This is a genomic window from Myxococcus llanfairpwllgwyngyllgogerychwyrndrobwllllantysiliogogogochensis, from assembly GCF_006636215.1.
GTDB classification, from domain to species: domain Bacteria; phylum Myxococcota; class Myxococcia; order Myxococcales; family Myxococcaceae; genus Myxococcus; species Myxococcus llanfairpwllgwyngyllgogerychwyrndrobwllllantysiliogogogochensis.
On the sequence record NZ_VIFM01000064.1, the window covers coordinates 1 to 26054 of the forward strand.

Genomic DNA, 26054 nt, shown 5'->3' on the forward strand with positions numbered 1-26054 from the left:
TAAGAGACACGCCCTGGTGCTCCCATGTCCTCAACGTCTCCTCGCCGGGCCAGCAGTCGCGCCATCTTGCGTCTGCAGTGGCTGCTCCCCCTGTTGTGGATGGTGTCCTCGAGTCAGGGCGCGGCGGCCCCCATCCTGCGCCACACGGCGAACCAGCGCGGCGACCTCCTGATGGTGGGCAACACGCTCGCCCACGACTGCGCCTCCGGTGTGCCGGCGCCGCTGGTGGGGACGGTGGGGAGCTGCGGGTCGAACACCTCGGATGACGCGGTGGACGTCTACTGGACCCTCCAATCAGGCGTGGCGACCGCGAACACCTCCGTGAGCCCCACCAATGCCCGGAGCCGCGCCGCGCTCAGCATCCCCACCGGCGCCATCGTGACGTATGCGCGGCTGTACTGGGCCGCGCACCTGTCCACCACCACGTCGCAGCGGACCCCGGACACCACCGCGGAGTTCAGCCGCCCCGGGGTCTTCACGCAGCAGCTGACGGCGGACGTCGCGCACAGCTACGCCCCGAGCAATCGCTACATCTACGAGTCCTCCGCGGACGTCACCAGCCTGGTCGCCGCCCACGGCACGGGCGTCTACGAGGTGAGCGGCGTGGACGCCGTGCCGCTCGCCAACCTCAACAGCATGGACCCGTTCAGCGCGTGGGCGCTGGTGGTCTTCTACCGGCACCCCGACTCGCCCATTCGCAACCTGGCGCTCTTCGATGGCATCGATTACGTCAGCAGCGGCAACCCCCAGACGGTGACGCTGTCGGGCTTCACCGTCCCGCCGTCCGGCTTCGATGCCAAGCTGGGCGTGCTGGCCTTCGAGGGTGACGCCACGCGCACAGGCGACCAGTTCCTCGTCAATGGCGTGAGCATCTCCGACGCCGCCAACCCCGCGAACAACTTCTTCAACGGCACGCGCTCCGTGCTCGGCACGCCCTCCACGCACGCCAATGACCTGCCCCGCCCGACGGGCGCGCAGGCGAGCATGTCGGGGGTGGACATGGACGTGGTGGACATCACCCACCGCGTGACGGGGGGCGCCACGTCGATGTCGCTCACCGCCACGTCCACGGGTGACTCGTACATCCTCGGCGCGTTCGCGACGTCCATCGCCACGCTCCGACCGGACTTCACCAACACCTACAAGACCGCGACGGCGGTGAACCCGCGCGCGGATGGCTCGCTGCGCGGAGGCGACGTCATCGAATACAGCATCGTCACCACCAACACGGGCGACGACGTCAGCATCGAGACCGTCTTCACGGACCCGCTGCCCGCCCAGCTCACCTTCCAGCCGGGCTCGCTGCGGATTGTCTCCGGCCCCAACGCGGGCGTGCTGACGGACGCCCCGGGCGACGACGTGGGTGAGGTCAGCGCGGCGGGCGTCATCACGGTCCGGCTCGGCACCGGCGCGACGGCCACGCTGGGGGGCACCCTGCAGCTTCAACAGAGCACCACCGTCCGCTTCCGCGCCGTGGTGAAGGCCTCTGCCTCCGGAGTCATCGCCAACCAGGCCACCCTCACCGCCGCGGGCGAGCGAGGCGCTCCCGCCAGCTCCGCCACCAGCTCCCCCTCGTCGAACACCACCGGTCCGACGACCATCACCGTGTCCGTCCCGGATGCGCCCGTGGTGACGGCCCCGGCGAATGGAAGCACCGTGGCGACGAGCACGCCCGTCTTCTCCGGTACGGCCGAGCCGGGCAGCACCGTCAGCGTGGTGGTCGACGGCGTCGTCGTCTGCACCGCCCCCGCCCATGCGACCACGGGCGACTGGTCCTGCACCAGCATCGCGCTCTCCGAGGGCGCGCACACCGCCACGGTGACGGCCAGCGACCCGGCAGGCAACGTCAGTCCGCCCACCCAGGTGGACTTCACCATCGACACCCTCGTGCCTGACACGAGCATCGTCACCGGGCCCACGGGCGCGGTGGCCTCCAACAGCGCGTCCTTCACCTTCGCCTCCAACGAGAGCCCCGTCACCTACGCGTGCAGCCTGGATGGCGCGGCCTTCGCGCCTTGTGCCTCGCCGGCGACCTTCGGTTCCCTGGCCCAGGGCAATCACACCCTCGCGGTGCGCGCCGTGGACGCGGTGGGCAACATGGACCCGACGCCGGCCACCCGCGCGTGGAGCGTGGACACCGTCGCGCCGGACACCACCATCGTCAGCGGCCCGTCCGGACTGACGAACTCCGCCAGCGCCACGTTCACCTTCGGCTCCAACGAGGCGTCGGTGACGTACCAGTGCGCGCTCGACGGCGCGACCTTCGCGTCCTGCCCGAGCCCCGCGACGTTCTCCGGCCTGTCACAAGGCAGCCACACCTTGCTGGTGCGTGCGGTGGACGGCGCGAGCAACGCGGACTCCTCACCCGCCAGCCGGACGTGGACCGTGGACACGGTGGCGCCGGACACCACCATCGTCAGCGGACCGTCCGGTGCAACGAACTCCGCCAGCGCCACCTTTGCATTCAGCTCCACCGAAGGCTCCATTGCCTACGAGTGCAGCCTCGACGGGGCGACCTTCACCTCCTGCTCGACGCCCGCGACGTACAACACCCTCTCCCAGGGCAATCACACGCTGGCGGTTCGCGCTCGCGATACGGCGGGCAACGTGGACCCGACGCCGGCCACCCGCTCGTGGAGCGTGGACACGGTGGCGCCGGACACCACCATCGTCACCGGTCCGTCGGGGACGACGAACTCCACCAGCGCGACGTTCACCTTCACGTCCAGCGAGACGCCGGTGACGTTCGAGTGCGCCCTCGATGGCGCGAGCTTCACCGACTGCTCGACGCCCGCGACCTACGACACCCTCTCCCAGGGCAGCCACACCCTGGCGGTGCGCGCCCGTGACGCCACGGGCAACCTCGACGCCACTCCCGCGACCCGGACCTGGACGGTGGACACGGTGGCTCCGGAGACGTCCTTCACCAGCACTCCGCCGTCCTCTTCCAATTCGGCGATGGCTTCCTTCGACTTCACCTCCAACGAGAGCAGCGTGGCGTTCGAGTGTCGGCTGGATGGTGAGGTGCTGTTCACTCCCTGCACCAACCCGCAGGCCTTCCCGGCACTGGCGCAAGGCAGTCACACGCTGCAGGTCCGCGCGGTGGACTCCGCGGGCAACGTGGACCCGACGCCCGCGACGTACACGTGGACCATCGACACGTCCGCGCCGGACACCACCCTCTCTGGCGGCCCCACGGGGACGACGGCGGCGACCAGTGCGACGTTCTCCCTCGCCTCCACCGAAAGCCCGGCGAGGTTCGAGTGCTCGCTCGATGGTGCGACCTTCGTTTCCTGCACGAGCCCCGTGACACACACGGACCTCGTGGATGGCGCTCACACCTTCGCGGTGCGCGCGGTGGATGCCGCCGGCAACATGGACCCGACGCCGGCCACCCGCACGTGGACGGTGGACACCACGCCCCCCGAGACATCCTTCACCAGCACCCCGGCGCCCGTGGCCAGCTCCGCGACGGCCACCTTCGGCTTCAGCTCCAATGAGACGCAGGTGACCTATGAGTGCTCGCTCGACGGCGCGACCTTCGCCACCTGCGCCACCCCACAGCCCTTCCCCGGGCTCCAGGACGGCCCTCACACCCTGGCGGTCCGCGCCCGCGACGCCGTGGGCAACGTGGATGCGTCGCCCGCGACGTATGCGTGGAGCATCGACACGTCCGCTCCGGACACCACCATCGTCACCGGCCCGTCCGCGCTGACGAACAGCGCCGACACGACGTTCTCGTTCGATGCCTCGGAGTCAGGCGTGACGTACGAGTGCTCGCTCGACAGTGCGACCTTCGCCACCTGCGCGAACCCCGCGAGCTTCGGGTCCCTGACGGACGGAAGCCACACCCTGGCGGTCCGCGCTCGCGACGGCGCGGGCAACACGGACGCGACGCCCGCCACCCGGACCTGGACGGTAGACACCACGCCGCCCGACACCATCCTGACGAGCCAGCCAGCCTCCATCACCAACACCACCTCCGCCACGTTCGGCTTCGGAAGTGACACGGACCCGGTGACCTACGAATGCGCGCTGGACGGGCCGGCGTTCACCGCCTGCGCTCATCCCGAGACGTTCCAGGGACTGGCCCAGGGCAGCCACACGCTGGCCGTGCGCGCTCGTGATGCGGCCGGCAATGTGGACCCGACGCCCGCGACCTATGCGTGGACGGTGGACACCACCGCGCCGGATGCGCCCGAAATCGATGTGCCCGCCAATGGTGTCGTGGTGCCCACGCGGCAGCCCGCCATCTCCGGCACCGCGCAGCCGGGAACCCTGTTGACGGTGACGGTGGATGGCTCCGTGCTGGGCACGGCTCCCGTGAACGCGCAGGGCGAATGGACCTTCACCCCGGCCACCCCGCTGGGCCAGGGACCGCACACCGCGACGGCCACGGCCACGGACGCCGCGGGCAACGAGAGCGATGCCAGCGCGCCCACGAGCTTCACCGTGGACACCGAGGCGCCGGAAGCCCCCGTCATCAGCGCACCCGCCAGCGGCGCCACCATCGCCACCGCGACGCCTGTCTTCGAAGGCACCGCCGAGCCCTTCGCCCAGGTCACGGTGGTGGTGGACGGCGACGTGGTGGGCACCGTGACGGCGGACATCGACGGCCACTGGAGCCTCCCCAGCCCGGACACCCTGGCGGAAGGCCCTCACACCGTGGAGGCCACCGCGACAGACTCCGCGGGCAACACCAGCGAGGACACGTCACACGACTTCGCCATCGACCTGTCCGCGCCGGAGACCTTCATCGACTCCGGTCCGCAGTCCTTCACTCGCGAGACGTCCGCCGCCTTCGTGCTGCGCATGGAGAACGGCGGCATCCGCTTCGAGTGCCGCCTGGACGGCGCGGCCTTCACGGACTGCACCAGCCCGGTGGCGTTCAGCGGCCTGGCGGAAGGAAGCCACACCCTGGCGGTGCGCGCGGTCAACGGCCTGGGGACCGCCGACGCTACGCCCGCGACCTACGCATGGACGGTGGACCGGACGGCGCCCGTGTCGCCCACCGTCGTCTCGCCCGCGAGCGGCACCGTGGTGGGCACCGCGACGCCGACCCTCGTGGGCACGGCTGAGCCCAACAGCCACGTCTACCTTGAGGTGGGGACCGCCACGTATGGCCCCGTCCCCGTGAATGGAGCCGGCGACTGGACCTTCGCCCTTCCGGTGGAGCAGCCCGAAGGCCCCGTCACCGTCTCCGCCACCGGCGTGGACGCCGCGGGCAACAGCTCCGGTGCGACGTCCCATGGGTTCTTCATCGACCTGACGGGGCCCGAGACGTTCATCGACTCCGGTCCAGCGCGGCTCACGCGCGAGACGTCGGCCTCATTCGAGCTGCGCTCCGAGGGTGGCGCGGTGGGCTATCAGTGCAGCCTGGACGGTGCCGCCTTCGCGACGTGTGACTCTCCACTGGACCAGACCGGACTTGTGGATGGCGACCACCTGCTGCTCGTGCGCGCCGTGGACGCCGTGGGCAACGTGGACCCGACGCCGGCCGAGTACGCCTGGCGAGTGGACACGACGGAGCCGGACACCCTCGTCACCTCGGGCCCCGCGCTCCTCACCGACGAGTCCTCGGCGACGTTCGAGTTCGCCTCCAGCGAGCCCGACTCCACTTTCGAGTGCAGCGTGGACGGCGCGACCTATGCGGCGTGCACCAGCCCGGTCACCTTCGAGGGCTTCACGGAAGGCGAGCACACGCTGGCGGTCCGCGCAGTGGACGCGGCGGGAAATGTCGACGGCTCGCCCGCCTCGCACACGTGGACGGTGGACCTGACGCCTCCGAATGCCCCGGTCATCACCGCGCCTGCCCCGAGCGCCGTTCTCGCGGATGGCACCGTGACGCTCACCGGCTCGGCCGTCGGCGCGGAGACGGTGCTCGTGACGGTGGGAAGCACGACCCACGGCCCCATCCCCGTGGACTCCAGTGGCCACTGGACCTTCACGCTCCCCTTCACGCTGGCGGATGACACGTACACCGCCGTCGTCACGGCGACGGATGCCGCGGGCAACACCAGCGCCGCGACGAGCGTCACCTTCACGGTGGACACCACTGCGCCGGACACCGCCATCGACAGCGGCCCGGAGGCCCTGACGAACGAAGTGCTCGCGGCCTTCGTCTTCTCGTCGAACGAGGCCTCGGTGACCTATGAGTGCAGCCTGGACAGCGCGGCCTTCGCGCCGTGCACTGTCCAGGATGAGGCCGGCCCCCTCGCGGACGGCGCGCACACGCTGGCGGTCCGCGCGGTGGATGCGGCGGGCAATCGGGACGCTTCGCCGGCCACACACACGTGGACGGTGGACACCGAGGCTCCTGCGGTCGCCATCACCTTCCCTGCCCAGGGCGCGGTGCTGGACACCGCGGCGGTGACGTACTCCGGCACGGCGGAGGCAGGCAGCACGGTGACGGTGGTGGCGGACGGCTTCACCCTCGACTCCTTCGCCGTGGGCAGCTCGGGAGTGTGGACGCTCCCGGGTGGCTCGCCGCTCGCCGACGGCACGCACACGGTCTCCGTCACGGCGACGGACGCCGCGGGCAACACCAGCACCGTGGTGACGCACACGTTCAACGTGGACGCGCAGCCGCCAGAGACAAGCTTCACCCAGACGCCTCCCGCGCTGACACGCCAGGAAGCGGCCACGTTCGGATTCGGCTCGGATGAGCCCGCGGTGACGTATGAGTGCAGCCTGGACGGCGCGACCTTCGCGGCCTGCACGAACCCGGTGGAGCTGCTCGGCCTGACCGACGGCGAGCACACGCTGAAGGTCCGGGCCCGGGACGAGGATGACAACGTGGACCCGACGCCGGCGTCCTTCACGTGGACGGTGGACACCCTGGCGCCGGACACCTTCATCGCGAGCGGCCCTCCACTCACGGAGGCCCCTGCCCTGGCGGTGTTCGACCTCGACTCCAACGAGGCGGCCGTCACCTACGAGTGTGGCCTGGACGGAGCGGCCTACTTGCCATGCACGGACCCGGTCCGCTTCACCGACCTGGCGCTAGGGGCGCACACGCTGAACGTGCACGCCGTGGACGCGGCGGGCAACGTGGACGACACGCCGGCCACCTACGCTTGGGTGGTCACCGCCGACGCGGATGGCGACGGACTGACGGACGCGGAGGAGCTCGTGCTGGGCACCGACCCGAACGACGCGGACACGGACAGCGACGGCCTGCCAGACGGCATCGAGGTGAAGGTCGCTGGGACGGACCCGCTCGACGACGACACGGATGATGACGGCCTGCTGGATGGCAACGAGGACGCCAACCACGACGGCGTCGTCGACGCGGGCGAGACGGACCCGAAGAAGACGGACACCGACGGCGACCTGCTCGCGGACGGCCTGGAGCTGGGCCTCACCGAGCCCCAGGGCACGGGCACGGACCTGACGCGCTTCACGCCGGACACGGACCCGACGACTGTGACGAACCCGCTCAACCCCGACACGGATGGCGGCAGCGTGCGCGATGGCATCGAGGACGCCAACCACAACGGCCGGGTCGACTCGCGCGAGACGAATCCCCTGCGGCCCGAGGACGACCTCGACTCCGACCTTGACGGCATCGACGACGCGACGGAAATCGAACGGGGCCTGGACCCACGCAACGCGGACACCGACTCCGACGGCGTTCCAGATGGCCTGGATGGACTCGCCGACACGGATGGTGATGGCGTCATCGACGCGCTGGACCCGGACAGCGACAACGACGGGCTCATGGACGGCACGGAGATGGGCGTGACGCGGGAGAGCGCGCCGGCGGACACGGACCGTGACTCACCCCACTTCCGTCCCGACACGGACCCGAGCACCATCACCGACCCGAAGACCCCGGACACGGACGGTGACGGGTTGAGTGACGGCGAAGAGGATGCCGACCACAACGGCCGCGTCGATGCCACGGAGACGGCCCCGAACATCCCCGACACGGATGGGGACGGCCTGAGCGACGGCGTGGAGGTGAAGGGCAGCAACCCCACCGACCCGCTCAACGCCGACACGGATGGCGACGGACTGGTGGACGGCGTGGAGGATGCCAACCACGACGGCGTCTTCGGCAACGGCGAGACGGACCCGAACAACGCGGACACCGACCTTGGTGGGGCCAGCGACGGCGAGGAAGCCTCCGGCGGCTCGAACCCACTGGACGGCAACGATGACTTCCTCATCGCGGGCCGTGGCTGCAGCACGGGCGGCACGGGCACCTTCGCCCCGCTGGCGCTGCTGCTCCTCGCGCTGCCGTTGCTGAGCCGGCTTCACCGCGCCGGCGAACGGCGCACCCAGGACGTCCAGGCCCGCTGAGCATCACCCTGGCGCTGACGGATGACCTGCTCGACACGTATCGAGCAGGTCATCCGCGGAGGCGCGGCCGCTCGTCCCCACTCGGGCGAGCAGGTGTGCCCGCCTTGCGCGCGCGGCTGGTCGCGGGTGGCACCGGCTCGTCGAGGGCGCGGAGTTCGTCAGCATGGAGACGGCCCCAGTCACAGAGCGCCCCCACTATCGGCCGCAGGCTGAGCCCGAGCGCGGCGGCCGAATAGACGACACGCGGTGGCACCTCGGCGAACACCTCGCGGCGAACGACCCCGTGCGCCTCCATCTCCCGGAGCTGCTGCACCAGGACCTTCTGACTCACGCCAGGAATCACGCGCCGGAGCTCGGAGAGCCGCTGGGGTCCCTCGAAGAGGAAGTACAGGACGAAGACCTTCCAGCGGCCCCCAATCACCTTCAGCGCGCGCTCCGCGGGCACCAGCGGGAGCTCCTTCATGATGGGCATGGTTACCTCTGGGTTCCTATGGAACGAAGACGTCCGTAGAGGGTGAAAAGGTCTGTAGTCGCCAGGAGGGAGCGTATGGACAATCCGTGCCAGAAATCACGCGACTCCTGAAAGGAATCTCCATGTCCGTTGGCACGAAGCGATCCACCGCTCCCATTGCCCTCATCACCGGCGGAAGCCGAGGCCTCGGCCGAAGCACTGCGCTGGCCCTCGCGGACCGGGGAATGGATATCATCGTGACCTACCGGACAGGCCACGACGAGGCGAACGACGTCGTCGCCTCCATCCGCGCCAAGGGACGCAACGCCGTCGCGCTTCATCTCGACGTCGGCAAGACGGGGACCTTCGAGGCGTTCACCGCCGAAGTCCGCGAGGCGCTGAAGCAGACATGGTCTCGTGAGCGATTCGACGCCCTCGTCAACAACGCCGGCATCGGCGGCTACTCGCCGTTCATCGAGACGTCCGAGGCCACCTTCGACGAGCTCGTCGCGGTGCACTTCAAGGGGCCGTTCTTCCTGACGCAGAAGCTGCTGCCGCTGATCTCCGACGGCGGGCGCATCGTCAACATGTCGACGGGACTCGCGCGCTACGTGTACCCCGGCTTCTCGACCTACGCCGCGGTCAAGGGGGCCGTCGAGGTGCTTACGCGGGCGCTCGCGGTGGAGCTGGGCGCGCGCCGCATCGCGGTAAACGTCGTGGCGCCTGGCGGAATCGCCACGGACTTCGGAGGTGGCGTCATGCGCGACCCCGAACTCCAGAAGACGGTCGCGGCCGAGACTCCGCTCGGGCGCGTCGGCGAACCCGAAGACGTCGCGGGCGTCATCGCGATGCTGCTCGCACCCGAAACCGGGTGGATGACCGGCCAGCGCGTCGAGGTCACCGGCGGATATCGCCTCTAGTCGGCGAGGCTGCCTCCACCCCATCAGCCCACACGGAAACACGGAGGCGCGCGCGTGAAGCTGAAGGGTGAGTCATGATTCACTTGCCCCTCCCCTTTCCGTCCACTTATCGCGCCCAGGAACCCGGGCGCGCCTGCTTCCAGTGGACGGGGAGGCGGGACACAGCCTTGAATCAGCGCATGACGCGGAGATTCGGGGAGCGGCTGGTGCTGGAGGGCGTGCTGACGCCGGAGCTGCTTTCCCGGGCGCTCGCCCATCAGCAGGAGACGGGCCAGAAGCTGGGTGAGTGCCTGGTCCGGCTGGGCGTGGACGAAACGCCGGTGCTCCGCCTGCTGGCACGGGAGCTCCAGACGCGCTTCGTCTCCACGGAGAAGCTGGCCCAGGCGAAGCTCGGCCCCGCGCTGCTGGAGCGGGTTCCCGTGCGGCTGGCGGAGGGCTTCGACTTCATGCCGCTGCGGCTGGACCCGGGGGTGCTCTGTGTCGCCATCGCGGAGCCCCAACGGCAGCGAGCGCTGGACGAGATTGCTCGCACGGTGGGCGTCACCCAGGTGCTGCCCTTCGTCGCGATTCGCAGGTCCATCCGCGCGGCCATCCGCAAGCACTACTACGCGGTCGCGGACGCCTTCGAGCACCCGCCGGAAGATGACGCCTGTCCCCACTGCGGCGCGCCGACGCTCCCCAAGGACTTCCAGTGTCCGCGCTGCGAGCTGCTGCTGGTGCGCCACGTCGAGGACCTGCCTCCTCGCGACAACGTGTCGCTGGTGCGAGCCCTGCTGACACAGCCCGAGCGGAATGGAACCTCCGGGACACCCCAAGCCCCCCAGGCGGAGGCCACGCGCACCTCGTCGTTCGATGCACCCACGGGGGGAGCCAATGCGCGGCCGTTCATCGTGGGAGGGCTGAAGGTCGCGAACCTGAGGCTCAGCCCCTTCGAGGCGTACGTGCTGTCGCTGGTGGACGGCCACACCTCCCTGGCGGACCTGTCGCTCATCACCCAGCTCGCGGAGGTGGAGCTGCGCGCGCTCTTCGCGTCACTGGAGGAACGCGGAGTCACCAGGCTCTACGAGATACCGCCCCCGACGTCGCGAGCAGCCTCCGCCCGGGAAACCCCGTCGGAGGCAGTGGCCGCACCACCTCCGCCGCCGGTGGCTCGAGAGCCGGCGCCTCGCGCGGAGGACGCGAACGAGGATGTGCTCCAGCGCGTCATCCGGATGGAACAGGAAGGCCGGTGGGCCGAGGCCGTCGAACTGCTGGAGCGGGGCATCGGCCTGCTGCCATCACCCGCGCCGCTCTACAACCGGCTGGGGATGATCGTCCTGAACCACCACCGCGACTACGAGCGCGCCACGGCCCTGTTCCAGAAGGCATCGGACCTGGCGCCGGAGAACAACCTCTACACGATGAACCTGTACTCAGTGATGTGCCTTCTGGCGGATGCCACCAACGCGGGCCAGAAGAAGGCGCGACGCTGAGGGGAATGGAGCGAACGAATACAGCGGGTGAGTCGTACTGCTGGGCGATCAGCGCGGTGTGACTGGGGCGGCAACCTGGCACCCACCGAGCTTGGTGGTGGGAATCGGATAGGGATTGAACACACCATTCGAGGATGGCTCGGGTAGGGCGCAACCCGACATGTCACAGAAATGTTCGGATAACATTCAAATCGGGCGTGTTATCTTCCACGGCCATGCACATCCCACTCCGACTGTCATCCCTCCTCCTCGCCGCATCTCTCGCTGCTGGCTGTCTGGGCCCCGAGACGGACACTGAGAACCTCGAGAGCCTCGAGCAACAGGCCACGGATCCCACGTTCCGCGTCTACAACGTCGTCGAGGCCATGCGTCCGGCCGGCAACTACGACGGCGTCGCCGGCAACGAGTGCATCGCGCTCCTGAATCCCGAGCACCGCCTCCGCAAGATCATCCTCGTCGTACCCGCCGGCACCGGCGGCTCCTGCGCGCTCAGCGCCTACACCGCGGGTACGGCCCTCAGCTTCACCTGGGGTGATACGTCCGTCTACCAGGGCTCGGCTGGCATCGCCGCCATCCGCGCCGCGCTCTCCGACACGAATGGCGCCGTGCACCGTCTCACCGGCACGCTCACCTCCGAGGCCGCGACCCTCGCCAACCTGCAGACCTTCCTCACGCTGAGCGACACCCAGCAGGCCACCCAGCTCGGCACCGCCACCTCCGTCGACGTCCACTCCCTCTATGACTTCGAGGGCCAGGAAGAGGTCTACGCCGAGGCCGCCTACCAGTCCGTCCGCGTCACCCAGCCCTGCGAGAACCCCGGCTCACCCCAGCTCGTGGCCCTCGTCAAGAACGGCTTCGTCTACGGCTACTCCGCCAGCAACACGGGGAGCTGCCACAGCGGCTGGTTCACCCGGTGGCGCAAGTACAACCGCGCCTGGCACCTCGTGGCCCAGTACGACTACTCCGAGTAGCTCGCCGCACCCCTGTTCAGGGCGCTGAAAAGAAGGCCCTGCCCACCGGCAGGGCCTTTTTTGTTCCCCCAAGGCCCTGTTCCCCTCCAACCCCCTGAATTCAAAGAGACTTTCTTCGCCGCGCCGAAGAGGTGCGCCGCATCGGCCGAGCCGGCCGGCAGGGGTGGAATCTTACAATTTGGTAAACAACCCAAGAATCTGGGAGGAGCGCCGCAACTCAGGCCGGGAACTCCCGAGAATTGTCGCAAGGAGCCACCATGTCCAACTACCGCATCCGTCCTGGCGACACCCTCTCCGGCCTGGCGGCCCGCTTCGGCACCACTGTCGAGAAGCTGGCCCGCGACAACAACATCTCGAACCCCGACCTCATCTACTCGGGCAACAACCTGAGCATCGGGCACTCCACGCGCGACACGTTCGACGCGGGCGGCAACAACCAGGGCGTCCGCGGTGGGAATGACGTGGGCGGTCCCACGGGAGTGGGCCCCAGCAACGCGTCGAACAAGATGCAGCGTCTGGCGGAGGCGGCCCGCGCGGCGGCGATGGGCATGGGCGGCTACAACAGCCAGGGCCTCTGCGCCACGGGCGTGAGCCGGGCCATCAGCAACGCCCTGGGCATTGGCGTGTCGGGCAACGGCAACCAGATTGATAACAACCTGCCGCGCGACAAGTTCAAGCAGGTCGACATGACGTTGGAGGAGGCGCTGAAGATTCCCGGCCTCGTCCTCACCTGGGAGAGCACCTCCTCGAACCTGGGCCGCATCTACGGCCACACTGCGGTCACCCTCGGCGACGGCCACTCCTCCGCGAGCGACTTCATCGAGCGCAACACGACCAACGGCGGTCGCACGGGCTTCAAGGTCTTCATGCCCATCGAGTAGCACCCGTCGCATCGTGGCGTTCCCCGAAGCCCCGGGCCCCGAGATGGGCCGGGGGCTTCGTCGTTTCTGGGGGCCCTACTCGTCCGCCACGCGCGCGACGGTGGCAAGCCACGCCCGCGCCCCCTCGGGGTCCGTCTGCTCGTAGTGCGCCTCCCGGATGCCCTTCACGCGCCAGCCTTCGCCGAAGGTCGCACGCAGGGCATCCGGGGGCACCGCGCGCGGACCGTCGCGGAAATAGAGCGCGTGGTAGTGCCCGCCCGGACGCAGCACGCTCGCGAGGCTGGCGGCGAACGCCGGCCGGTCCCCGGGTTCAAAGACGTGGAGCAGCGCCGAGTCGATAAGCGTGTCGAAGCGCCGGCCCAGCGAGGCCAGCTCCATCGCGTTGCCCACATGAAACGCCACCTCGAGCCCTCGGGCCCGGGCCGCCTCGCGAGCCCGGAGGATGGCGGGCTCCATCAGGTCCACTCCGCACACCCGCAGGCCCTGGGCCGCCAGGAAGAGGGCGTTCTCCGCGAAGCCGCAGCCGACCTCGAGCACCTCACCGGAAATTCCTCCGGCCTCCCACAGCTCGATGAAGGCCCGCTGGGGGCGGCCGATGTCCCAGGGCGCGCCCAGCGCGTAGGCCGCGCGGAAGAACTCACGCCGGACCGCGCCCCCTTCAGGCTCCCGCGACATGTCGCACCTCGCCCTCCTGCCCACCGCGAGCGCGGGGCCTGGGAATCAGCCGGACTCCGAGCGGCTGGAGCGCGAGCGCGGGCCGGGGTCGCACCACGCAGCCCGGAGCCAGCTCCAGCCGGAAGCGCCGCGCCACACAGGCGGTGATGAGCACCGTCTCCATCATGGCCAGCGCCGAGCCGATGCAGAACCGGGGCCCGCCCCCGAAGGGGAAATAGACATACCGGTGCATGCGCTGGGCGTCCTCGGAGAGCCAGCGCTCGGGACGGAAGGACTCGGGTGCGTCGAAGTAGCGCGCGTCGCGATGGGTCACCCACTGACTCACCGCCAGCATCGTCCCCGACGGGACGTGGAACCCACCCAGCTCGCAGTCGCGCACCGCCTCCCGGCTCGTAATCCAGGCCGGGGAGTACAGGCGCATGGCCTCCTTCACCACGGCCTCCGTGTAGCGCAGCCTCGGCAGGTCCTCCGCGCCAGGAAGCCGGTCCCCGAGCACCGTGTCCAGCTCGCTCCCCAGCCGCGCCTCGGCGTCGGGGTGCTGGGCCAGCAGGTACCAGGCCCAGACGAGGGCGTCCGCCGTCGTCTCGTGCCCGGACATGATCATCGTCGCCAGCTCGTCCCGCAGCTGCCCCTCCGACAGGGGCACCGGGGACGACAGCAGCAGGGCGAGCAGGTCCGTGCGCTCCGCGGGCTGCTCCCGGTAGCGACGCACCAGCGTCTCCAGCAGCACGTTGAGCCGCCCCAGCGCGCGGCGCAGCCGGAGGTTCGTCGGCGTGGGAACCCAGATGGGCGGGCGCAACGGGCTGTCGGTGTGCCGCATGACAGCGTCCACGGCGGCGGCCACGTGCCTCGCCTCATCGTCGATGGGCGTGTGGAAGAGGAAGCGGCTGACGATGTCGAGCGCCAGCGCGGACACGTCCGAGTGCACGTCGCGCGCTTCCCCGGGACGCCACGTCCGCAGTCGCTGCTCGGTGAGGGACACCACCGTGTCGCCACACGCGGCCACGTGCTTGCGATGGAACGCGGGCTGGACGAGTCGCCGCTTTCGCAGCCAGTCCTCCCCTTCGCTGTTCATCATCGCCTCGGGAAAGCCGCCCTTGTGTCGCCTGCCCTGGCCCACGCCGGCGAGCTTCACGAAGTTGCCGTCTCCATTCACCAGAACCCGCTCGATGAGGTCGGGATGGTTGAGGAGGTAGTTGCGCTTTCCCAGCCGCACCACGTCGCCATACTCCCTGGCGCAGCGGGTGAGGAACCCCAGCGGGTCCTCGGAGAACTCCACCAGGTTGCCTGCGATGAAGTGACCCCTGGGCCCTGGGGGGAGGCGCACTTGCGGCATGGAATTCCTGGGAGCATTCAAAGACAGCCGTCGCGTGGGAGGAGCAGGACCTTCACTCCACCCACGACTGCGAGGTCATCCGACCCAACCGTCAGGGCGCATTGCCTGACGACTGTTGACTAGTAATAAATGTAGGGAGCGGAGAGCTTGTCCGCGCGAGCAATCCGCATCAGCACAGCCAAAGAGTAGAGGGCCTTCTTCATGGCGAACTCCCGGTTTGAGGTGGTTGCGTGTTGCTGTTGGCTGCCCAAAGGGTCAGCGCGGCAAAATGTGGCATGCCCAGGATGTCTGGGCAAGCCCGTCTGATTGGTTATAGAGGAGGCACTGTTTTTCATTGTCACCAGAGCGGAGGCTGTGCGGGCAAACCCTGCTCAGTCACACCCGGGTGACATCCGTGCGCCCTACCCCTCGGACCAACCCTCCACCTCGCTCGCCGTCGCGCGCGCGAGCTTCGCGGCGGCCACCGGATCCAGTCGCGCGGTGACGAGCACCCCAATGACAGACCCCACCAGCAGCTCCACGCGACGCGCCACCGTCTTCCGGGGAATGGCGCCTGCTCGCGCCGCGGCCTCCAGCGCCCGCGTCAAGTGTCCGTGCAAGAGGGCCCGGTAGTCCTCCACCGCGCGGTGGGCCTCGGCGTCATGCGGGGCCAGCTCGGTCGCCGTGTTGACGAGCAGGCACCCCCGGCGCGTCAGGGCCTGGGGCGCGGTGCCCATCGTCGTCGCGAGCGACTCGAAGTACGTCACCACCTGCGCCAGGCCCAGCGGGCTCGCGGCGAAGACAACCAGCCGGGGCGTGATGACCTCCTGGAGGTACAGCGTCACGGCCCGCGAGAACAGCGCCCGCTTGCTCTCGAACGCCTGGTACAGACTGGAGCGGTTCAGCCCCGTGGCGGTCTCCAGGTCCGAAAGCGACGTGGCCTCGTAGCCCCGAGACCAGAACACCCCCAGCGCCTTGCGCACCGCCTCCGTCTCGTCGAACGCACGCGTACGCGCCACGTCACCCTCCTTGACAATTCTGGACCGAACGTTTCAATATGGATTCGGAACTGATTGGTCCAGAATACCGGAATCCCGGAGGGGAGTCATCATGTCGTTACTGGCGCAGGTCTTCGCGGTCATCGCGGCGCTCATCCATGTGCTGTTCTTCGTCATGGAGAGCATCGTCTTCTCGCGGCCGGAGGTGTGGCAGCGCTTCGGGCTGAAGTCGCAGGCGGAGGCGGACGTGCTGAAGCCGATGGCGCTGAACCAGGGCTTCTACAACCTGTTCCTCGCGCTGGGCGTGCTCGTGGGCGTGGCGCTGGTGCGCACCGGCGCGGTCACCTCCGGTGTGGCGGCCGTCATGTTCGGTTGCGCGTGCATGGCGCTGGCGGCGCTGGTGCTCGTCTCGAGCAACCGCCACTTCCTCCTGGCCAGCGTCGTCCAGGGCGCGCTGCCGCTGCTGGCCATCGTGCTCGTGGCGGTGCACTCGCGCGGGTGAGGCCACGGCACCTGGGCATCGCTGGCGGCGTGCTCGCAGGCGCGTGCGTTGAACAGCGAAGGCCCAGGAGCCTTCGCGAGGTTCGCGAGGACTCCCGGGCCCGTGGCGCCAGTGGACGTGGGGCTACTGCACCGGGCTGACGTCCACGTCGACGACGCGCGACTCCTCGGTGTGGGTCGTCCCGGTGAGGGCCTCCATCGCGGCGCCCACCTGGAGCGTCAGCGCCCACTCGCCCGTGCTGAGCTGGGTGGGCACGTACTTCCAGAAGAGCCGCACGGGGCCCGCGGTCTCACCCTCGGCCAGCAGCGCCTCGCGGGCCCGCTGCTCGATGTCCGCCGTGCTCAGCCGCGTGCGCAGCAGGTGGCCCACCCGGGCCAGGGGCGGCCAGGAGATGAGCGCGCGCTGGAAGGTGCCATCCACGCCGTGGGACACCACCGCGCGGTGGCCCTCCACGCGGATGCCGTTGATGGCGCGCATCACGAAGGTCTTGTAGCGGTGGAGCTCCGGCACCGCGGCGACGCCGTCCTCCTCCGTCTCCAGGAAGGACTTCACCTGGTACACCGCCCCGATCTCCGAAGCGGGGATTCCCCAGCGCTGCAGCCGGGCAATGGCGGTGCGCTGCATCACCGCGGGCTCCTGGGGCACCGCGGGGCCACTGCCGAGCCTGTTCAGCACCAGGACCTGCCCCTCGGACGGGTCGTTCTCCAGCGTCCAGGTGCGCGACTCCAAATCTCGGCGCGACCCGAGCGTCCCCGTCGTGGTGAAGGCCTCGGTCGAGCCCACCAGGGCGCCCTGCAGCACCGCGTCGTTGAACGCGGTGCGAGGAAGCAGGTCGGTGGGAATGCCTCCGGTGGGCGGCGTGGCGATCCGGGTGGAGTCGAAGACGAAGCCGACGGTCGTCGCGGACGCGACCTGCGTCTGGGGGTCCACGGGCTCGACGACGGTGGCGGCGCTGTCACAACCCAGCGCGGCGGCGAGCGGAAGGGCGGTCAAGAAGCGGATGAATGGGGTCTTCATGGCGTTTCGTTCTTTCTGAACAGGGTCGAAGGAGGCGGCGTTCATTCCGGAAGCTTCTGGCCGCTGGAGGGGTCACAACCGCCCACGTAGAAGATGGAGGAGGCGACCTTGCCGCCGGTGTTGTGACGGTCCTTCCAGCCACCGGACTCGAACATCGCGACCCGCTTCGCCTTCGTGTCGCCGAAGACGATGGACACCGGGCAGTCGTCGTTGTTCTTGCCCCAGTCCCTGTCGTACGCCTCGTCAATCCAGTTCTCGCCCACGCCAGACGTCTTCGAGTCGGCCACGTAGCGCTTCACGTAGCGCTTCACGTGGTTGCCGCACGACGAGTCGCCGTGAAACGCGTTCCACATGGTGAACCCGCTGGTGTTCGTCACGAGCGCGGTGCGGTATCCCCCCTGCTTCCAGACCTGGTAGTCACCGGACTGGCAGGCCTTGACGACGGCGATGTTCAGCTTCCCGTTGCCCAGGCTCATGTGGGTATCCGTGACGGCCGAGCACGCGTCCAGGTTGCTCCCCATCACCAGCCAGCTGCGGAGATTCGCCTCGCTGTGGCCGCCGTGCGTGTGGACGAAGAGGATATCCGCGTCGTCCACGCCCGCGTTGGCCTGGGTGTCCTTCGCGTTCGCCGCGCTCCCCTTCGACGCATCCGTCCAGAGGTCCGTGCGCGCGCTGGTGTTGTTGAGCGTGCGGACGTCCGTCCACTGCCCGGCGTTCACCAGCGAGTTGAAGTAGCCGGCGAACTCCCCCGCCGTCTTGGTGTGGACGGAGTGCGAGTCGGCGTCGCACTGCCCGCTCGCCGCGCCGTTGAAGTTCGCGATGCCGTAGACATGGGTCTCGTTCGCCAGCACCGCCGCGGGCAGGAGCAGCGCCCCCGCGAGGGTCGCGCCCGTCCACTGCCTGGTTTGCTTCCTGAGCTTCATGGTCCTGCTCCCCCCCGTGTGGGGTATCGATGGTTGGCCTGTCACGACGGGAGAAGCGCACGCGGTCCGCCGTGCGTTCTCCGGCCTTGGCTCCTCAACGAAGGTCGCGGAGATTTCCCCTCACCCATTCGTGCGCGATTTTTCCGCGTCGACGCCGTGCGGGGTGCGGTGACACGATGCCCGAACCGCCCCGGCTCACCTTCAGCACCTCGGGTGCCAGGGCCGCTCGGACGTCACCTGGAAAGGTCGTGGGCCATGTCGGCGCAATATGACGAGATTGGAGAGAAGGTCGCGGACTGGGATGTGCTGCCGGTGCGCTCGGAGTACATCGAGGGGCACTCCTTCTTCAAAGCGCTCGGCTCGGTGGCCGAACGGACCGTCCTGGACCTGGCCTGTGGCGACGGCCTGTACACGCGGCAGCTCAAGGCGCGAGGCGCCCGCCGGGCGGTCGGCGTCGACATCTCCGAGGAGATGATTCGCGTCGCGAGGCGACAGGAAGCCCAACACCCCGTGGGCATCGAGTACCACGTGTCGGACGTCGCCGACCTGGCGCCCCTGGGCACGTTCGATGTCGTGACGGCCATCTACCTACTGCACTACGCGCACTCGCCCGAGCACATGCTGCGGATGTGCCGGAACATCCATGCCCACCTGAAACCCGGGGGCAGCTTCGTCACGTACTCGTTCAACCCCGAGTTCAGCGCCAAGGGCCCCAACAGCACGCGGTATGGCATCACGATGTTGGATTTCCCGGGGTCCCCTCGGGAGGGACAGATGCTCTCCGCGGAGCTGCACACGAAGACGCCCTTCACCATCCACTTCTCCTACTGGAGCCGGGCCACGTACGAGCAGGCGCTTCGAGATGCGGGCTTTCACACCCTCACCTGGATGCGTCCCGAGTGTTCCCCTGAGGGAATCGCCCGATATGGCCGGGAATTCTGGCAGGACTACCTGGATAACCCGCACGCGGTGGCGCTGCGCTGCGAGCGGTGAGCCGCGTGAAGACACCTCGACTGCGTGGGGCCCACGGTGTGATGGTGGCGGCCCCCTCGTCCCGCTCCTGGAGCTTCATGAATCGCCTCTGCCTCACAGCCCTGCTCACCCTGTTCGTCGGCGCATGTACCTCTGGAGGGCGCGACAAGCTGAACGCCGAAGAGTACATGGATGCGAGCGTCTCCATGTGGAACACCATGACGTCGACGTCGGAGCCCTGGCTGAACGGCAAGCGCGCCGAGGGGTTCTCCAAGGACATCCAGGGCCGCAAGAACCTGGGCCGATACAAGACAGAGCTGGGCAAGCTCCACCAGCTGGTGTCGAGCCACCTGGCGGCCACGCAGAAGTATCCCATCCCCGAGGATGCCACCGAGTTGCACGCCCGGTTGATTGCCTATCTGAACAGCCACATCGCGTTCTTCGCGACGATGCAGCAGATCGCCGCCCTGCCAGATGGCTTCACCGACGCGCAGATTGAACCGCTGGGCGCGGAGCTGGACCGACGGGCCCTGGAGATCTCCACGCTGATGGATGAGCTCGACCAGGCGCAGAAGGACTATGCGAAGAAGCACGGCATCCGGCTGAACGAAGTCAGCCACTGACGGGGGTGCGTCGAGGAGCCCCGCCCGGACAGGACGGGACTCCTCGCGCGGTCGTCAACTTGGAAGGCGGCCCCCTACATCCCTGCTCGTCGTCATGGGATACATCGACGAGGACGGCCGGGCGCGCTCGCCTCCAAGAAGAACCTCTATTGAGCGGAGCCCCTGCCCGTCATCCGCTCAGAAGCGGCCGGACAGCCCCAGGAACTTGTGGTCGCGCGTCAGCGTCAGGGACGGTGCCAGGCTGACGGCGGGCTCGGGCGGGGCAGGAGCGTTCGAGGCGTGTGACACCTCGTAGCTCACGACGGCGCCCACCAGACAGAAGGCGGTGATGACCCCGGCCCGGGCCTCGTCGTACTTGAGGAACAGCGAGGCCACCACGCCCGCTGCCGCCGCCACGCCCGTCCCCAGGTAGGTCTCCTCCAAGGTCCCCCTGCCGCCCGCGATGCGCGCTCCCCACCAGACGCCCAGCGGGGCCCCCAGCGAGGCGCCTACGAGGGCGCCGTAAATCACTTCCGTCGACCCCGTCGTTGGACCGCCTGTCGCCTCGCGAAACAAGGCCCCGACATACGCGCCCGTGAATGCCAGGGACGCGGAGGTCAGCGACATGGCCACGACCTCCAACGGGAGGCGCACCACGGGGTGCGCGGGCTCTCGTACCGGTGGCTCATCGAGCAAGCGGAGGGCCTTGCGTGGCTGCATTCCCGGAAGCGGTTCGTCCACGGCGCCCTCCCCTGTCTGCGCGAGGCAGACGCCAGGAAGAAGCACCCAGCAGGAGAGCCACAGGGAACACGTCCACGCGAGTCGAGCCGTCAGCACATTCATGGCCGCCGCGGGCTGCAAGGCAGGGACCTCTCCGGCTGTTTCACGGCGCTCCCAGGAGAGCGCGGGCGCCCCCGCGCGCGCCGTGTGCGCAATCCACTGCACAACGGGCGCCCTGGTGTGCAGCCGACTGCTCAAGCCCCTGTCACTTCGACGGGCGGACGTCGCGACGGACACCTCGCCCACGCACCGGAGCACGCCGGTTCGCGCGGCGACGAAATGCTCGCCACAGGAGCCAGACCGCCACGACGGCGACCACCGCCGCCAACAACACCGGCCAGAAGACCTCCAGCATGAGGAGCAGGAGCACCGGATACGAATACATATCCAGGTCGCCATCATCCGCGTGAGCGGGCAAGGCCATCAGCACCGCGGTGAGACATCCGACGACAAGGGCTCCATTCAAGTTTCGCGACAGAGCCCTGGCGCAGGCCTCTCTCGCATGGGTGACACGTCGCATTACCGCTCCCGGCTGGAGATTGCCCCTGGGTCCGTGGGGCCACGTCGTGCGGATGTTTCCATGGCTTTCCAAGAAGCCTAGAGTCCACCCGAATCAAGACGCGAGGGAAGAACGCAATGTTCCAGAGGGCGGCGGTTGCCGGGCGATGATGCGTGAGCCCTGGGGTCCATTCATGACGCGGTGGTGCGCACGCCTCTCGGGCAGCGTGGTCCTGGGCCTGTCCGCCTGCGGAGGAACTCCCGCGCCCGTGGTGCCCGCGGTCTGCGAGCAGCCCACGCCGGCGAAGGTGAGCAGCTTCGCGCAGTGCGGTCCGAGCCTCGACTTCACCCCCATCAACAGCTACCGGGGCGAGTTCGCCGACCTCCAGGACGCGGAGGACGCTGTCGTCATGATCAACGGAGGCTGTACCGGAACGTTGATTGAAGCGCTCGCGGGGCCCGTGGTCCTCACCGCGGGGCACTGCGTCGGACTCGGGGACCGTTCGTTTGTCGTCTTCAACTTCGAGGACGAGCCCGACGGCGACCCGCTGATGACCGATGGCACCGTCATCGAGCAGGCGCTCGAACCCGACTACGCGCTCATCCAGCTCGATGTGCTTCCCCAGGTCGCCCCGCTCAAGCTGACGACGCGGGCCAGCGAGCGGCTGGCCATCATTCAGCACCCCCGGGGCCGCCGGAAGGTCATCGCCGAGGGCAGGTACGTGGACTCGTGCAACCAGCTTGTCTACTACTCGGACCTGGATACTCTGGTCGGCAGCTCGGGAGCGGGCGTGCTCAACCGTCAAGGCCACGTGCTGGGCATCCACACCGACGGCGACTGCGACGCGAAAGACAGCAGCACCAACAGGGGCTGGACGGCGGAAGTGATTGTCGAAGCGTCCCCGCATCTGCAAGCCGCCGACATCGCCGACCGCTGAGCGCGGCGGGTACCCCTCACTGCGCAAGTATTCCAGCGGGGGGTGAGGGATTCGCGGACCCGGAATGGTCTGAAGGGAGACCCCGCGAATTTCGCGGGGCGCTCACCTGGAAAGGTCCTCATGACAGTCCCCCTCCGCTTGCTCCGGGCGCCGTTGGCCATCCTGCTCCTCCAGTGCCTCTCCGGCTGCGAGGACTCCCCCTCCCCGTCTCCCCCTGACGCGGGCCCCTATGTCTGGGATGGCACCTACACCGAGCTCGAGGAGCGCGGAGACTGGGTGGACCGGGGACCCCTCTCGCCGTGCTCCTCCAGCGCCGTCTACGCGCAGGAAGGCGCCTGTGATGACCTGTCGCACTTCGACCTGTCGCAATGCGATGCACAGGCCCTCTCCGCCGTTCCCAAGGAGGGCATCTACCTGTCCGACGGCCGTGGCGAACGGCACTACGAGGATGGCGGCGTGCGCATCAGCAGCGTCCCCATCGGCTTCCTGCTCCGGGAAGACGGCGGAACGATGTACGACGAGCCCCTCCGTCTCAAGGACACGGGGGATGGACGCTTCTCCATCATCGGCGGCCTGACTCGCAATGACCTCACCGTCGCCATGGTGGGATGCAAGACGCCCGCGCCCAACATCATCACCGGCTGCTTCACCTACTGCCGCCGGGGACGACTCACCCTCAAGGGCACCTTCGAGGCGAACCGCGTCGCGCTGTCGACCGGAGAGCCGGAGTCCTCGGGCAACCTCGAGCTGGTCGCCGAGCGCCACGTCCCGGTGGGAATGCCCGCGGATATCTACGTCGCCAAGGGCCACGCCTACGTCGTCTCCATACCAAACCGCGGACAGGCCGGCGGCCTCACCGTCATCGACGTGAGGGACCCCACTCGGCCTGTCCTCACGACGTCCATCAGCCTGCCCGAGGACAACTCCTGGAACGGTGTCTGGGCCAAGGGCGACGCCCTCTACGTGGCCAGCAACGACGTGGGGCCGCTCATCTACGACATCTCCAACCCCGCCCTTCCCACCTTCGTGAAGAGCCTGCCGACGGGAGACTTCGGCGCGCACACGGTGCTCGTCGACAATGACCGGCTCTACGCCATGGTCCCCAATACCGGCACCCATGTCTACGACCTGACCGAGCCGCTCAATCCCATCCTGCGCACCATCATCTCCCTGCCCGAGGACGCCGAACTGGGAGGGCCTCACGACGCCTTCGCGTATGAGAACCGCCTGTACATCAGCAATTCCTTCGGCGGCTACTCGGTGATGGACGTCACGAACCTGGACAACGTGAGCCGCCTGGGCCGCTACGAGCGCTTTGGCTACGACTACGCGCACCACAGCGCGGTGGGCACCTTCGCCGGAAAGACCATCGCCTTCGAAGGGGGCGAATTCAACGCCTCCCACGTGCGGGTGCTGGACGTCACCGAGCCCTCCCGCATCGTGAAGATTGGCGAGTTCCGCATGCGCAACGTCACGTCCATGCACAACCTCATCCTGCGCGGCAACCTGCTCTATGTGGCGTGGTACCACGAAGGGCTGCGCGTGCTGGACGTGTCCAATCCCACCAGGCCCCGACAGGTGGCGCACCACCACACCTTCCGCGAGAGCGACCCCCTCCGGGGCGACGGCATCTTCGAGGGCGCCTTCGGCGTTCGCATCCCCGGTGACGGCTACGTGTATCTCGTCGACTCGTCGCGAGGACTGCTCATCTTCAACGAGCTGTGAGGGCCGAGGGAGCGTCACGCCCGGACATGTGCAATGTCCGGGCTGACGCTCCTGGGGCTCAGTTGACGAGCAGCACCTTGCCCGCGCCACCCTTCTCGGCGTGCTTCTGGGCATCCTTCGCGGCGTCCATGGGGAATGTCTTGCCAATGGGGATGCGCAGCTCTCCCTTGGCCACGCTCTCGCCAAGCTGCGCGAGCCGGCGTCCGTCCGGGTGCGAGAAGAAGGTGACCACCTGGAGGCCCTTGTCCCTGGCCCCCTTCGGCTCCCCTACCACGCTGCCCACGAGTCCGCCGCGCTTCACCTTGTCCAGCACCGCCGCCACGGCCTCGCCCCCTACCGTGTCCGCCACGGCGTCCAGCGTGGGCAGCTTCGCGACGTCCTTCGGATCATCCAGCGCGACGACTCCGTCCGCGCCGAGCTTCCTCGCCTCCTCCACCTGCCGGGCCCGCACGCCGGCCCAGACCTTCACCCCACGCGCCTTCGCCGCGAACAGGGCCGCGCGCCCCACCGCGCCCAGCGCACCGGTGATGAGCACCGTGTCTCCCTGGACAGGCTTCATCTGCTCTTCAATCAGCTGCACGCCCGTCAGCGTCACCAGCGGCAGCGCGGCCGCGTCTTTCAGCTCCAGCGAGTCAGGCACCTTGGCCCATACGTCGGACGGAGCGACCACCGTCTGCGCATAGCCCGCGGACACCAGGCCCATCACCCGGTCGCCGCGCTTGAAGCCCTCCACGCCTTGCCCCACCTCGATGACCTCACCGGACACATCCCGCCCCAGGATGGTGGGAAGCGTCAGCGGCATGTACTCCCTCATGTCGCCTCGGCGAATCTTCCAATCCACCGGGTTGATGCTCGCGGCGGTGACGCGGACCTTCACGTCTCCCGGCCCCACCTTCGGCTCGGGCATCTCCGACACGACGAGGTTGTCCACGTCTCCATAGGCCTTCAGCACGACGGCTTTCATGGGTGTCTCCCGAAATGAAGTGGCACGAAGCGCGCTCCAACGACGGACCAACGATAAGTACCGACGGAGGGAGCGCCATCGTTCGCGGGCGCCTGCTTCCCTGGCTCCCCTTCATGTGACGGGCGCGTGGTGGCGAGTTCACCGGGCCCCAGGTGTCACGGTCGCACGTCGTAGACCTTGCGCAGCGGAAGGCCACCACGGTCGATGTCGAGTTCCAGGTGCCGGAACTTCTTGAGCAGCATGTACTGCTCCAGCGCCTTCTCCGTGGAATCGAGCGCGACGCCGTTGATGCGCTGGATGACATCGCCATTCTGGAGGCCCAGCTTCTCGTACACAGAGCCCTGCCGGACGGCGAGGAGCTTGAAGCCCTGGGGCTGCCCCTCCTTGAAGTACGGAACGATGCGCGCCTGCGTGAGCGCGGCGCCCTGGGTCCACTGGTCGAGGTCCAGGTACCTGTCAGGCACCTCGTAGGTGTGCTCTCCCACGCGTCGGATGTCGCTCCCACGCCCGCCGCCCGCGGACACCGGAGCCCCGGTCGACGGTGGACCCACGGGCCCCTCGCCGTCGATGACCTCCTGCTGTCCTTCCCGGGTGACGATGATGCGCTCCCGTTCGATGACGATGACCTCCGCGTCCTGGAGCACGTCTCCCACGCGGAGGCTGCGCACGCGCCGGCTGTCCAGGTCCTCCACGGACGCGAGCGACCAGAAGGGCTCGCGCGACGTCAGCGTCCCCACGAGTTTCGCGCGCCGCGCGCTTCGCCGGAGCCCGCCGTGGGCGGGAGGCTCAGGCGAGGGCTTCTCCTTGATGCCGAGCACACGAGCCAGCGACTCGGTGCGGAGCGAGAGGCTTGCCTCCGTGGTGGCGAACCGGATGGGTTTCGCGGGTATTGAGTCCAACCCCGGGACGGGAACCGCGAACTGGAACTCCGTGACGAGGTGGACGGTGCGCGCGGCCATCAACGCGGCGACGAGGAGGAAGCAACAGCTCACCAGCCAGAAGTACTTCTGGAGCAGAGGTCTCATGGCGCCAGGCCAGAGCAAGCACGGGGCCAGGGAATGGCATACACCGGGCCTCATTCGGGGACACCGCGCTCCGGGCGAAAGGCACACACGCAGAGGCCTCGCGGGGATGCCTGGATTGTCA

21 protein-coding genes are annotated in these 26054 nt (G+C 68.6%); 10 read left to right on the plus strand and 11 right to left on the minus strand.

The features are described from left to right. Window positions 1-24 precede the first annotated feature (24 nt). Window positions 25-8304, plus strand: coding sequence for an Ig-like domain-containing protein (locus FJV41_RS17825; RefSeq protein WP_141643702.1), 8280 nt, complete (start codon window positions 25-27; stop codon window positions 8302-8304). 49 nt (window positions 8305-8353) lie between these two features. Here the strand turns inward: FJV41_RS17825 and FJV41_RS17830 are convergent, their stop codons facing one another. Beyond that, window positions 8354-8776, minus strand: a complete 423-nt coding sequence (locus FJV41_RS17830; RefSeq protein WP_141643703.1) for a winged helix-turn-helix transcriptional regulator — start codon at window positions 8774-8776, stop codon at window positions 8354-8356. 122 nt (window positions 8777-8898) lie between these two features. Between FJV41_RS17830 and FJV41_RS17835 the strand changes: the two genes are divergently transcribed. The 4 genes from FJV41_RS17835 to FJV41_RS17850 all read left to right on the plus strand — a co-directional run bounded on the left by FJV41_RS17835 (window position 8899) and on the right by FJV41_RS17850 (window position 12999). Continuing rightward, window positions 8899-9675: an SDR family NAD(P)-dependent oxidoreductase gene (locus FJV41_RS17835; protein WP_141643704.1), complete on the plus strand. Its 777-nt coding sequence runs from the start codon at window positions 8899-8901 to the stop codon at window positions 9673-9675. A 179-nt stretch (window positions 9676-9854) separates the two neighbouring features. Beyond that, window positions 9855-11147 (plus strand): GspE/PulE/PilB domain-containing protein, encoded by a 1293-nt coding sequence (locus FJV41_RS17840; RefSeq protein ID WP_141643705.1) that lies wholly within the window; start codon window positions 9855-9857, stop codon window positions 11145-11147. 215 nt (window positions 11148-11362) lie between these two features. After that, window positions 11363-12118 carry a hypothetical protein gene (locus FJV41_RS17845; RefSeq protein WP_141643706.1) on the plus strand — a complete coding sequence of 252 codons (756 nt, stop codon included), beginning with the start codon at window positions 11363-11365 and terminating at the stop codon, window positions 12116-12118. A gap of 257 nt (window positions 12119-12375) precedes the next feature. Next, on the plus strand, window positions 12376-12999 hold the full coding sequence (locus FJV41_RS17850) for a LysM peptidoglycan-binding domain-containing protein (RefSeq protein ID WP_174455797.1): 624 nt from the start codon (window positions 12376-12378) through the stop codon (window positions 12997-12999). Window positions 13000-13074: 75 nt separating this feature from the next. Here the strand turns inward: FJV41_RS17850 and FJV41_RS17855 are convergent, their stop codons facing one another. From FJV41_RS17855 to FJV41_RS17865, 4 genes are all read right to left on the minus strand, one after another. Next, a complete protein-coding gene (locus FJV41_RS17855) occupies window positions 13075-13674 on the minus strand; it encodes a class I SAM-dependent methyltransferase (RefSeq protein WP_141643708.1) in 600 nt (199 codons plus the stop codon). After that, window positions 13658-15010, minus strand: a complete 1353-nt coding sequence (locus FJV41_RS17860) for a cytochrome P450 (protein ID WP_141643709.1) — start codon at window positions 15008-15010, stop codon at window positions 13658-13660. Before FJV41_RS17860 ends, FJV41_RS17855 begins: the two co-directional genes overlap by 17 nt. A gap of 119 nt (window positions 15011-15129) precedes the next feature. Continuing rightward, a complete protein-coding gene (locus FJV41_RS54955; RefSeq protein WP_217441976.1) occupies window positions 15130-15345 on the minus strand; it encodes a cittilin family RiPP precursor in 216 nt (71 codons plus the stop codon). A 66-nt stretch (window positions 15346-15411) separates the two neighbouring features. Beyond that, the gene (locus tag FJV41_RS17865; protein ID WP_141643710.1) at window positions 15412-16008 is read right to left on the minus strand and encodes a TetR/AcrR family transcriptional regulator; all 597 of its coding nucleotides are present in this window, start codon (window positions 16006-16008) and stop codon (window positions 15412-15414) included. A 91-nt stretch (window positions 16009-16099) separates the two neighbouring features. Between FJV41_RS17865 and FJV41_RS17870 the strand changes: the two genes are divergently transcribed. Continuing rightward, window positions 16100-16489: a DUF1304 domain-containing protein gene (locus tag FJV41_RS17870; RefSeq protein ID WP_141643711.1), complete on the plus strand. Its 390-nt coding sequence runs from the start codon at window positions 16100-16102 to the stop codon at window positions 16487-16489. Window positions 16490-16612: 123 nt separating this feature from the next. Here the strand turns inward: FJV41_RS17870 and FJV41_RS17875 are convergent, their stop codons facing one another. Then, the gene (locus FJV41_RS17875; RefSeq protein WP_141643712.1) at window positions 16613-17506 is read right to left on the minus strand and encodes a hypothetical protein; all 894 of its coding nucleotides are present in this window, start codon (window positions 17504-17506) and stop codon (window positions 16613-16615) included. Between the two features lie 41 nt (window positions 17507-17547). Then, on the minus strand, window positions 17548-18429 hold the full coding sequence (locus FJV41_RS17880; RefSeq protein ID WP_141643713.1) for a hypothetical protein: 882 nt from the start codon (window positions 18427-18429) through the stop codon (window positions 17548-17550). A gap of 255 nt (window positions 18430-18684) precedes the next feature. Between FJV41_RS17880 and FJV41_RS17885 the strand changes: the two genes are divergently transcribed. Together FJV41_RS17885 and FJV41_RS17890 are read left to right on the plus strand one after the other, a co-directional pair. Then, window positions 18685-19422, plus strand: coding sequence for a class I SAM-dependent methyltransferase (locus FJV41_RS17885; protein ID WP_141643714.1), 738 nt, complete (start codon window positions 18685-18687; stop codon window positions 19420-19422). A gap of 77 nt (window positions 19423-19499) precedes the next feature. Next, a complete protein-coding gene (locus tag FJV41_RS17890) occupies window positions 19500-20024 on the plus strand; it encodes a hypothetical protein (RefSeq protein ID WP_141643715.1) in 525 nt (174 codons plus the stop codon). Window positions 20025-20201: 177 nt separating this feature from the next. Here FJV41_RS17890 and FJV41_RS17895 read toward each other — a convergent pair whose 3' ends face one another. Then, on the minus strand, window positions 20202-20744 hold the full coding sequence (locus FJV41_RS17895; protein ID WP_141643716.1) for a hypothetical protein: 543 nt from the start codon (window positions 20742-20744) through the stop codon (window positions 20202-20204). Between the two features lie 244 nt (window positions 20745-20988). Then, window positions 20989-21249: a hypothetical protein gene (locus FJV41_RS17900; RefSeq protein ID WP_141643717.1), complete on the minus strand. Its 261-nt coding sequence runs from the start codon at window positions 21247-21249 to the stop codon at window positions 20989-20991. Window positions 21250-21475: 226 nt separating this feature from the next. Here FJV41_RS17900 and FJV41_RS17905 point away from each other — a divergent pair, with 226 nt between their 5' ends. Together FJV41_RS17905 and FJV41_RS17910 are read left to right on the plus strand one after the other, a co-directional pair. After that, a complete protein-coding gene (locus FJV41_RS17905) occupies window positions 21476-22219 on the plus strand; it encodes a trypsin-like serine peptidase (protein WP_246137264.1) in 744 nt (247 codons plus the stop codon). Window positions 22220-22339: 120 nt separating this feature from the next. Then, entirely contained in the window at window positions 22340-23944 is a 1605-nt protein-coding gene (locus tag FJV41_RS17910) for an LVIVD repeat-containing protein (RefSeq protein ID WP_141643719.1), read from the plus strand. A 58-nt stretch (window positions 23945-24002) separates the two neighbouring features. On the opposite strand, the gene FJV41_RS17915 is transcribed toward FJV41_RS17910, so the two are convergent. Further along, complete coding sequence (locus FJV41_RS17915; RefSeq protein WP_141643720.1) at window positions 24003-24908, minus strand: NADP-dependent oxidoreductase; 906 nt, start codon at window positions 24906-24908, stop codon at window positions 24003-24005. Between the two features lie 155 nt (window positions 24909-25063). Further along, the gene (gene gspC / locus FJV41_RS17920; protein WP_141643721.1) at window positions 25064-25933 is read right to left on the minus strand and encodes a type II secretion system protein GspC; all 870 of its coding nucleotides are present in this window, start codon (window positions 25931-25933) and stop codon (window positions 25064-25066) included. Window positions 25934-26054 lie beyond the last annotated feature (121 nt).

Bases quoted from the DNA above. Each gene is read 5' to 3' on its own strand.
- gspC (WP_141643721.1), bottom strand. From the start codon at position 25,933: ATGAGACCTCTGCTCCAGAAGTACTTCTGGCTGGTGAGCTGTTGCTTC.
- FJV41_RS17840 (WP_141643705.1), top strand. From the start codon at position 9,855: ATGACGCGGAGATTCGGGGAGCGGCTGGTGCTGGAGGGCGTGCTGACG.
- FJV41_RS17870 (WP_141643711.1), top strand. From the start codon at position 16,100: ATGTCGTTACTGGCGCAGGTCTTCGCGGTCATCGCGGCGCTCATCCAT.
- FJV41_RS17850 (WP_174455797.1), top strand. From the start codon at position 12,376: ATGTCCAACTACCGCATCCGTCCTGGCGACACCCTCTCCGGCCTGGCG.
- FJV41_RS17835 (WP_141643704.1), top strand. From the start codon at position 8,899: ATGTCCGTTGGCACGAAGCGATCCACCGCTCCCATTGCCCTCATCACC.
- FJV41_RS17845 (WP_141643706.1), top strand. From the start codon at position 11,363: ATGCACATCCCACTCCGACTGTCATCCCTCCTCCTCGCCGCATCTCTC.
- FJV41_RS17825 (WP_141643702.1), top strand. From the start codon at position 25: ATGTCCTCAACGTCTCCTCGCCGGGCCAGCAGTCGCGCCATCTTGCGT.
- FJV41_RS17890 (WP_141643715.1), top strand. From the start codon at position 19,500: ATGAATCGCCTCTGCCTCACAGCCCTGCTCACCCTGTTCGTCGGCGCA.
- FJV41_RS17905 (WP_246137264.1), top strand. From the start codon at position 21,476: ATGACGCGGTGGTGCGCACGCCTCTCGGGCAGCGTGGTCCTGGGCCTG.
- FJV41_RS17885 (WP_141643714.1), top strand. From the start codon at position 18,685: ATGTCGGCGCAATATGACGAGATTGGAGAGAAGGTCGCGGACTGGGAT.
- FJV41_RS17915 (WP_141643720.1), bottom strand. From the start codon at position 24,908: ATGAAAGCCGTCGTGCTGAAGGCCTATGGAGACGTGGACAACCTCGTC.
- FJV41_RS17860 (WP_141643709.1), bottom strand. From the start codon at position 15,010: ATGCCGCAAGTGCGCCTCCCCCCAGGGCCCAGGGGTCACTTCATCGCA.
- FJV41_RS17830 (WP_141643703.1), bottom strand. From the start codon at position 8,776: ATGCCCATCATGAAGGAGCTCCCGCTGGTGCCCGCGGAGCGCGCGCTG.
- FJV41_RS17910 (WP_141643719.1), top strand. From the start codon at position 22,340: ATGACAGTCCCCCTCCGCTTGCTCCGGGCGCCGTTGGCCATCCTGCTC.
- FJV41_RS54955 (WP_217441976.1), bottom strand. From the start codon at position 15,345: ATGAAAAACAGTGCCTCCTCTATAACCAATCAGACGGGCTTGCCCAGA.
- FJV41_RS17880 (WP_141643713.1), bottom strand. From the start codon at position 18,429: ATGAAGCTCAGGAAGCAAACCAGGCAGTGGACGGGCGCGACCCTCGCG.
- FJV41_RS17855 (WP_141643708.1), bottom strand. From the start codon at position 13,674: ATGTCGCGGGAGCCTGAAGGGGGCGCGGTCCGGCGTGAGTTCTTCCGC.
- FJV41_RS17875 (WP_141643712.1), bottom strand. From the start codon at position 17,506: ATGAAGACCCCATTCATCCGCTTCTTGACCGCCCTTCCGCTCGCCGCC.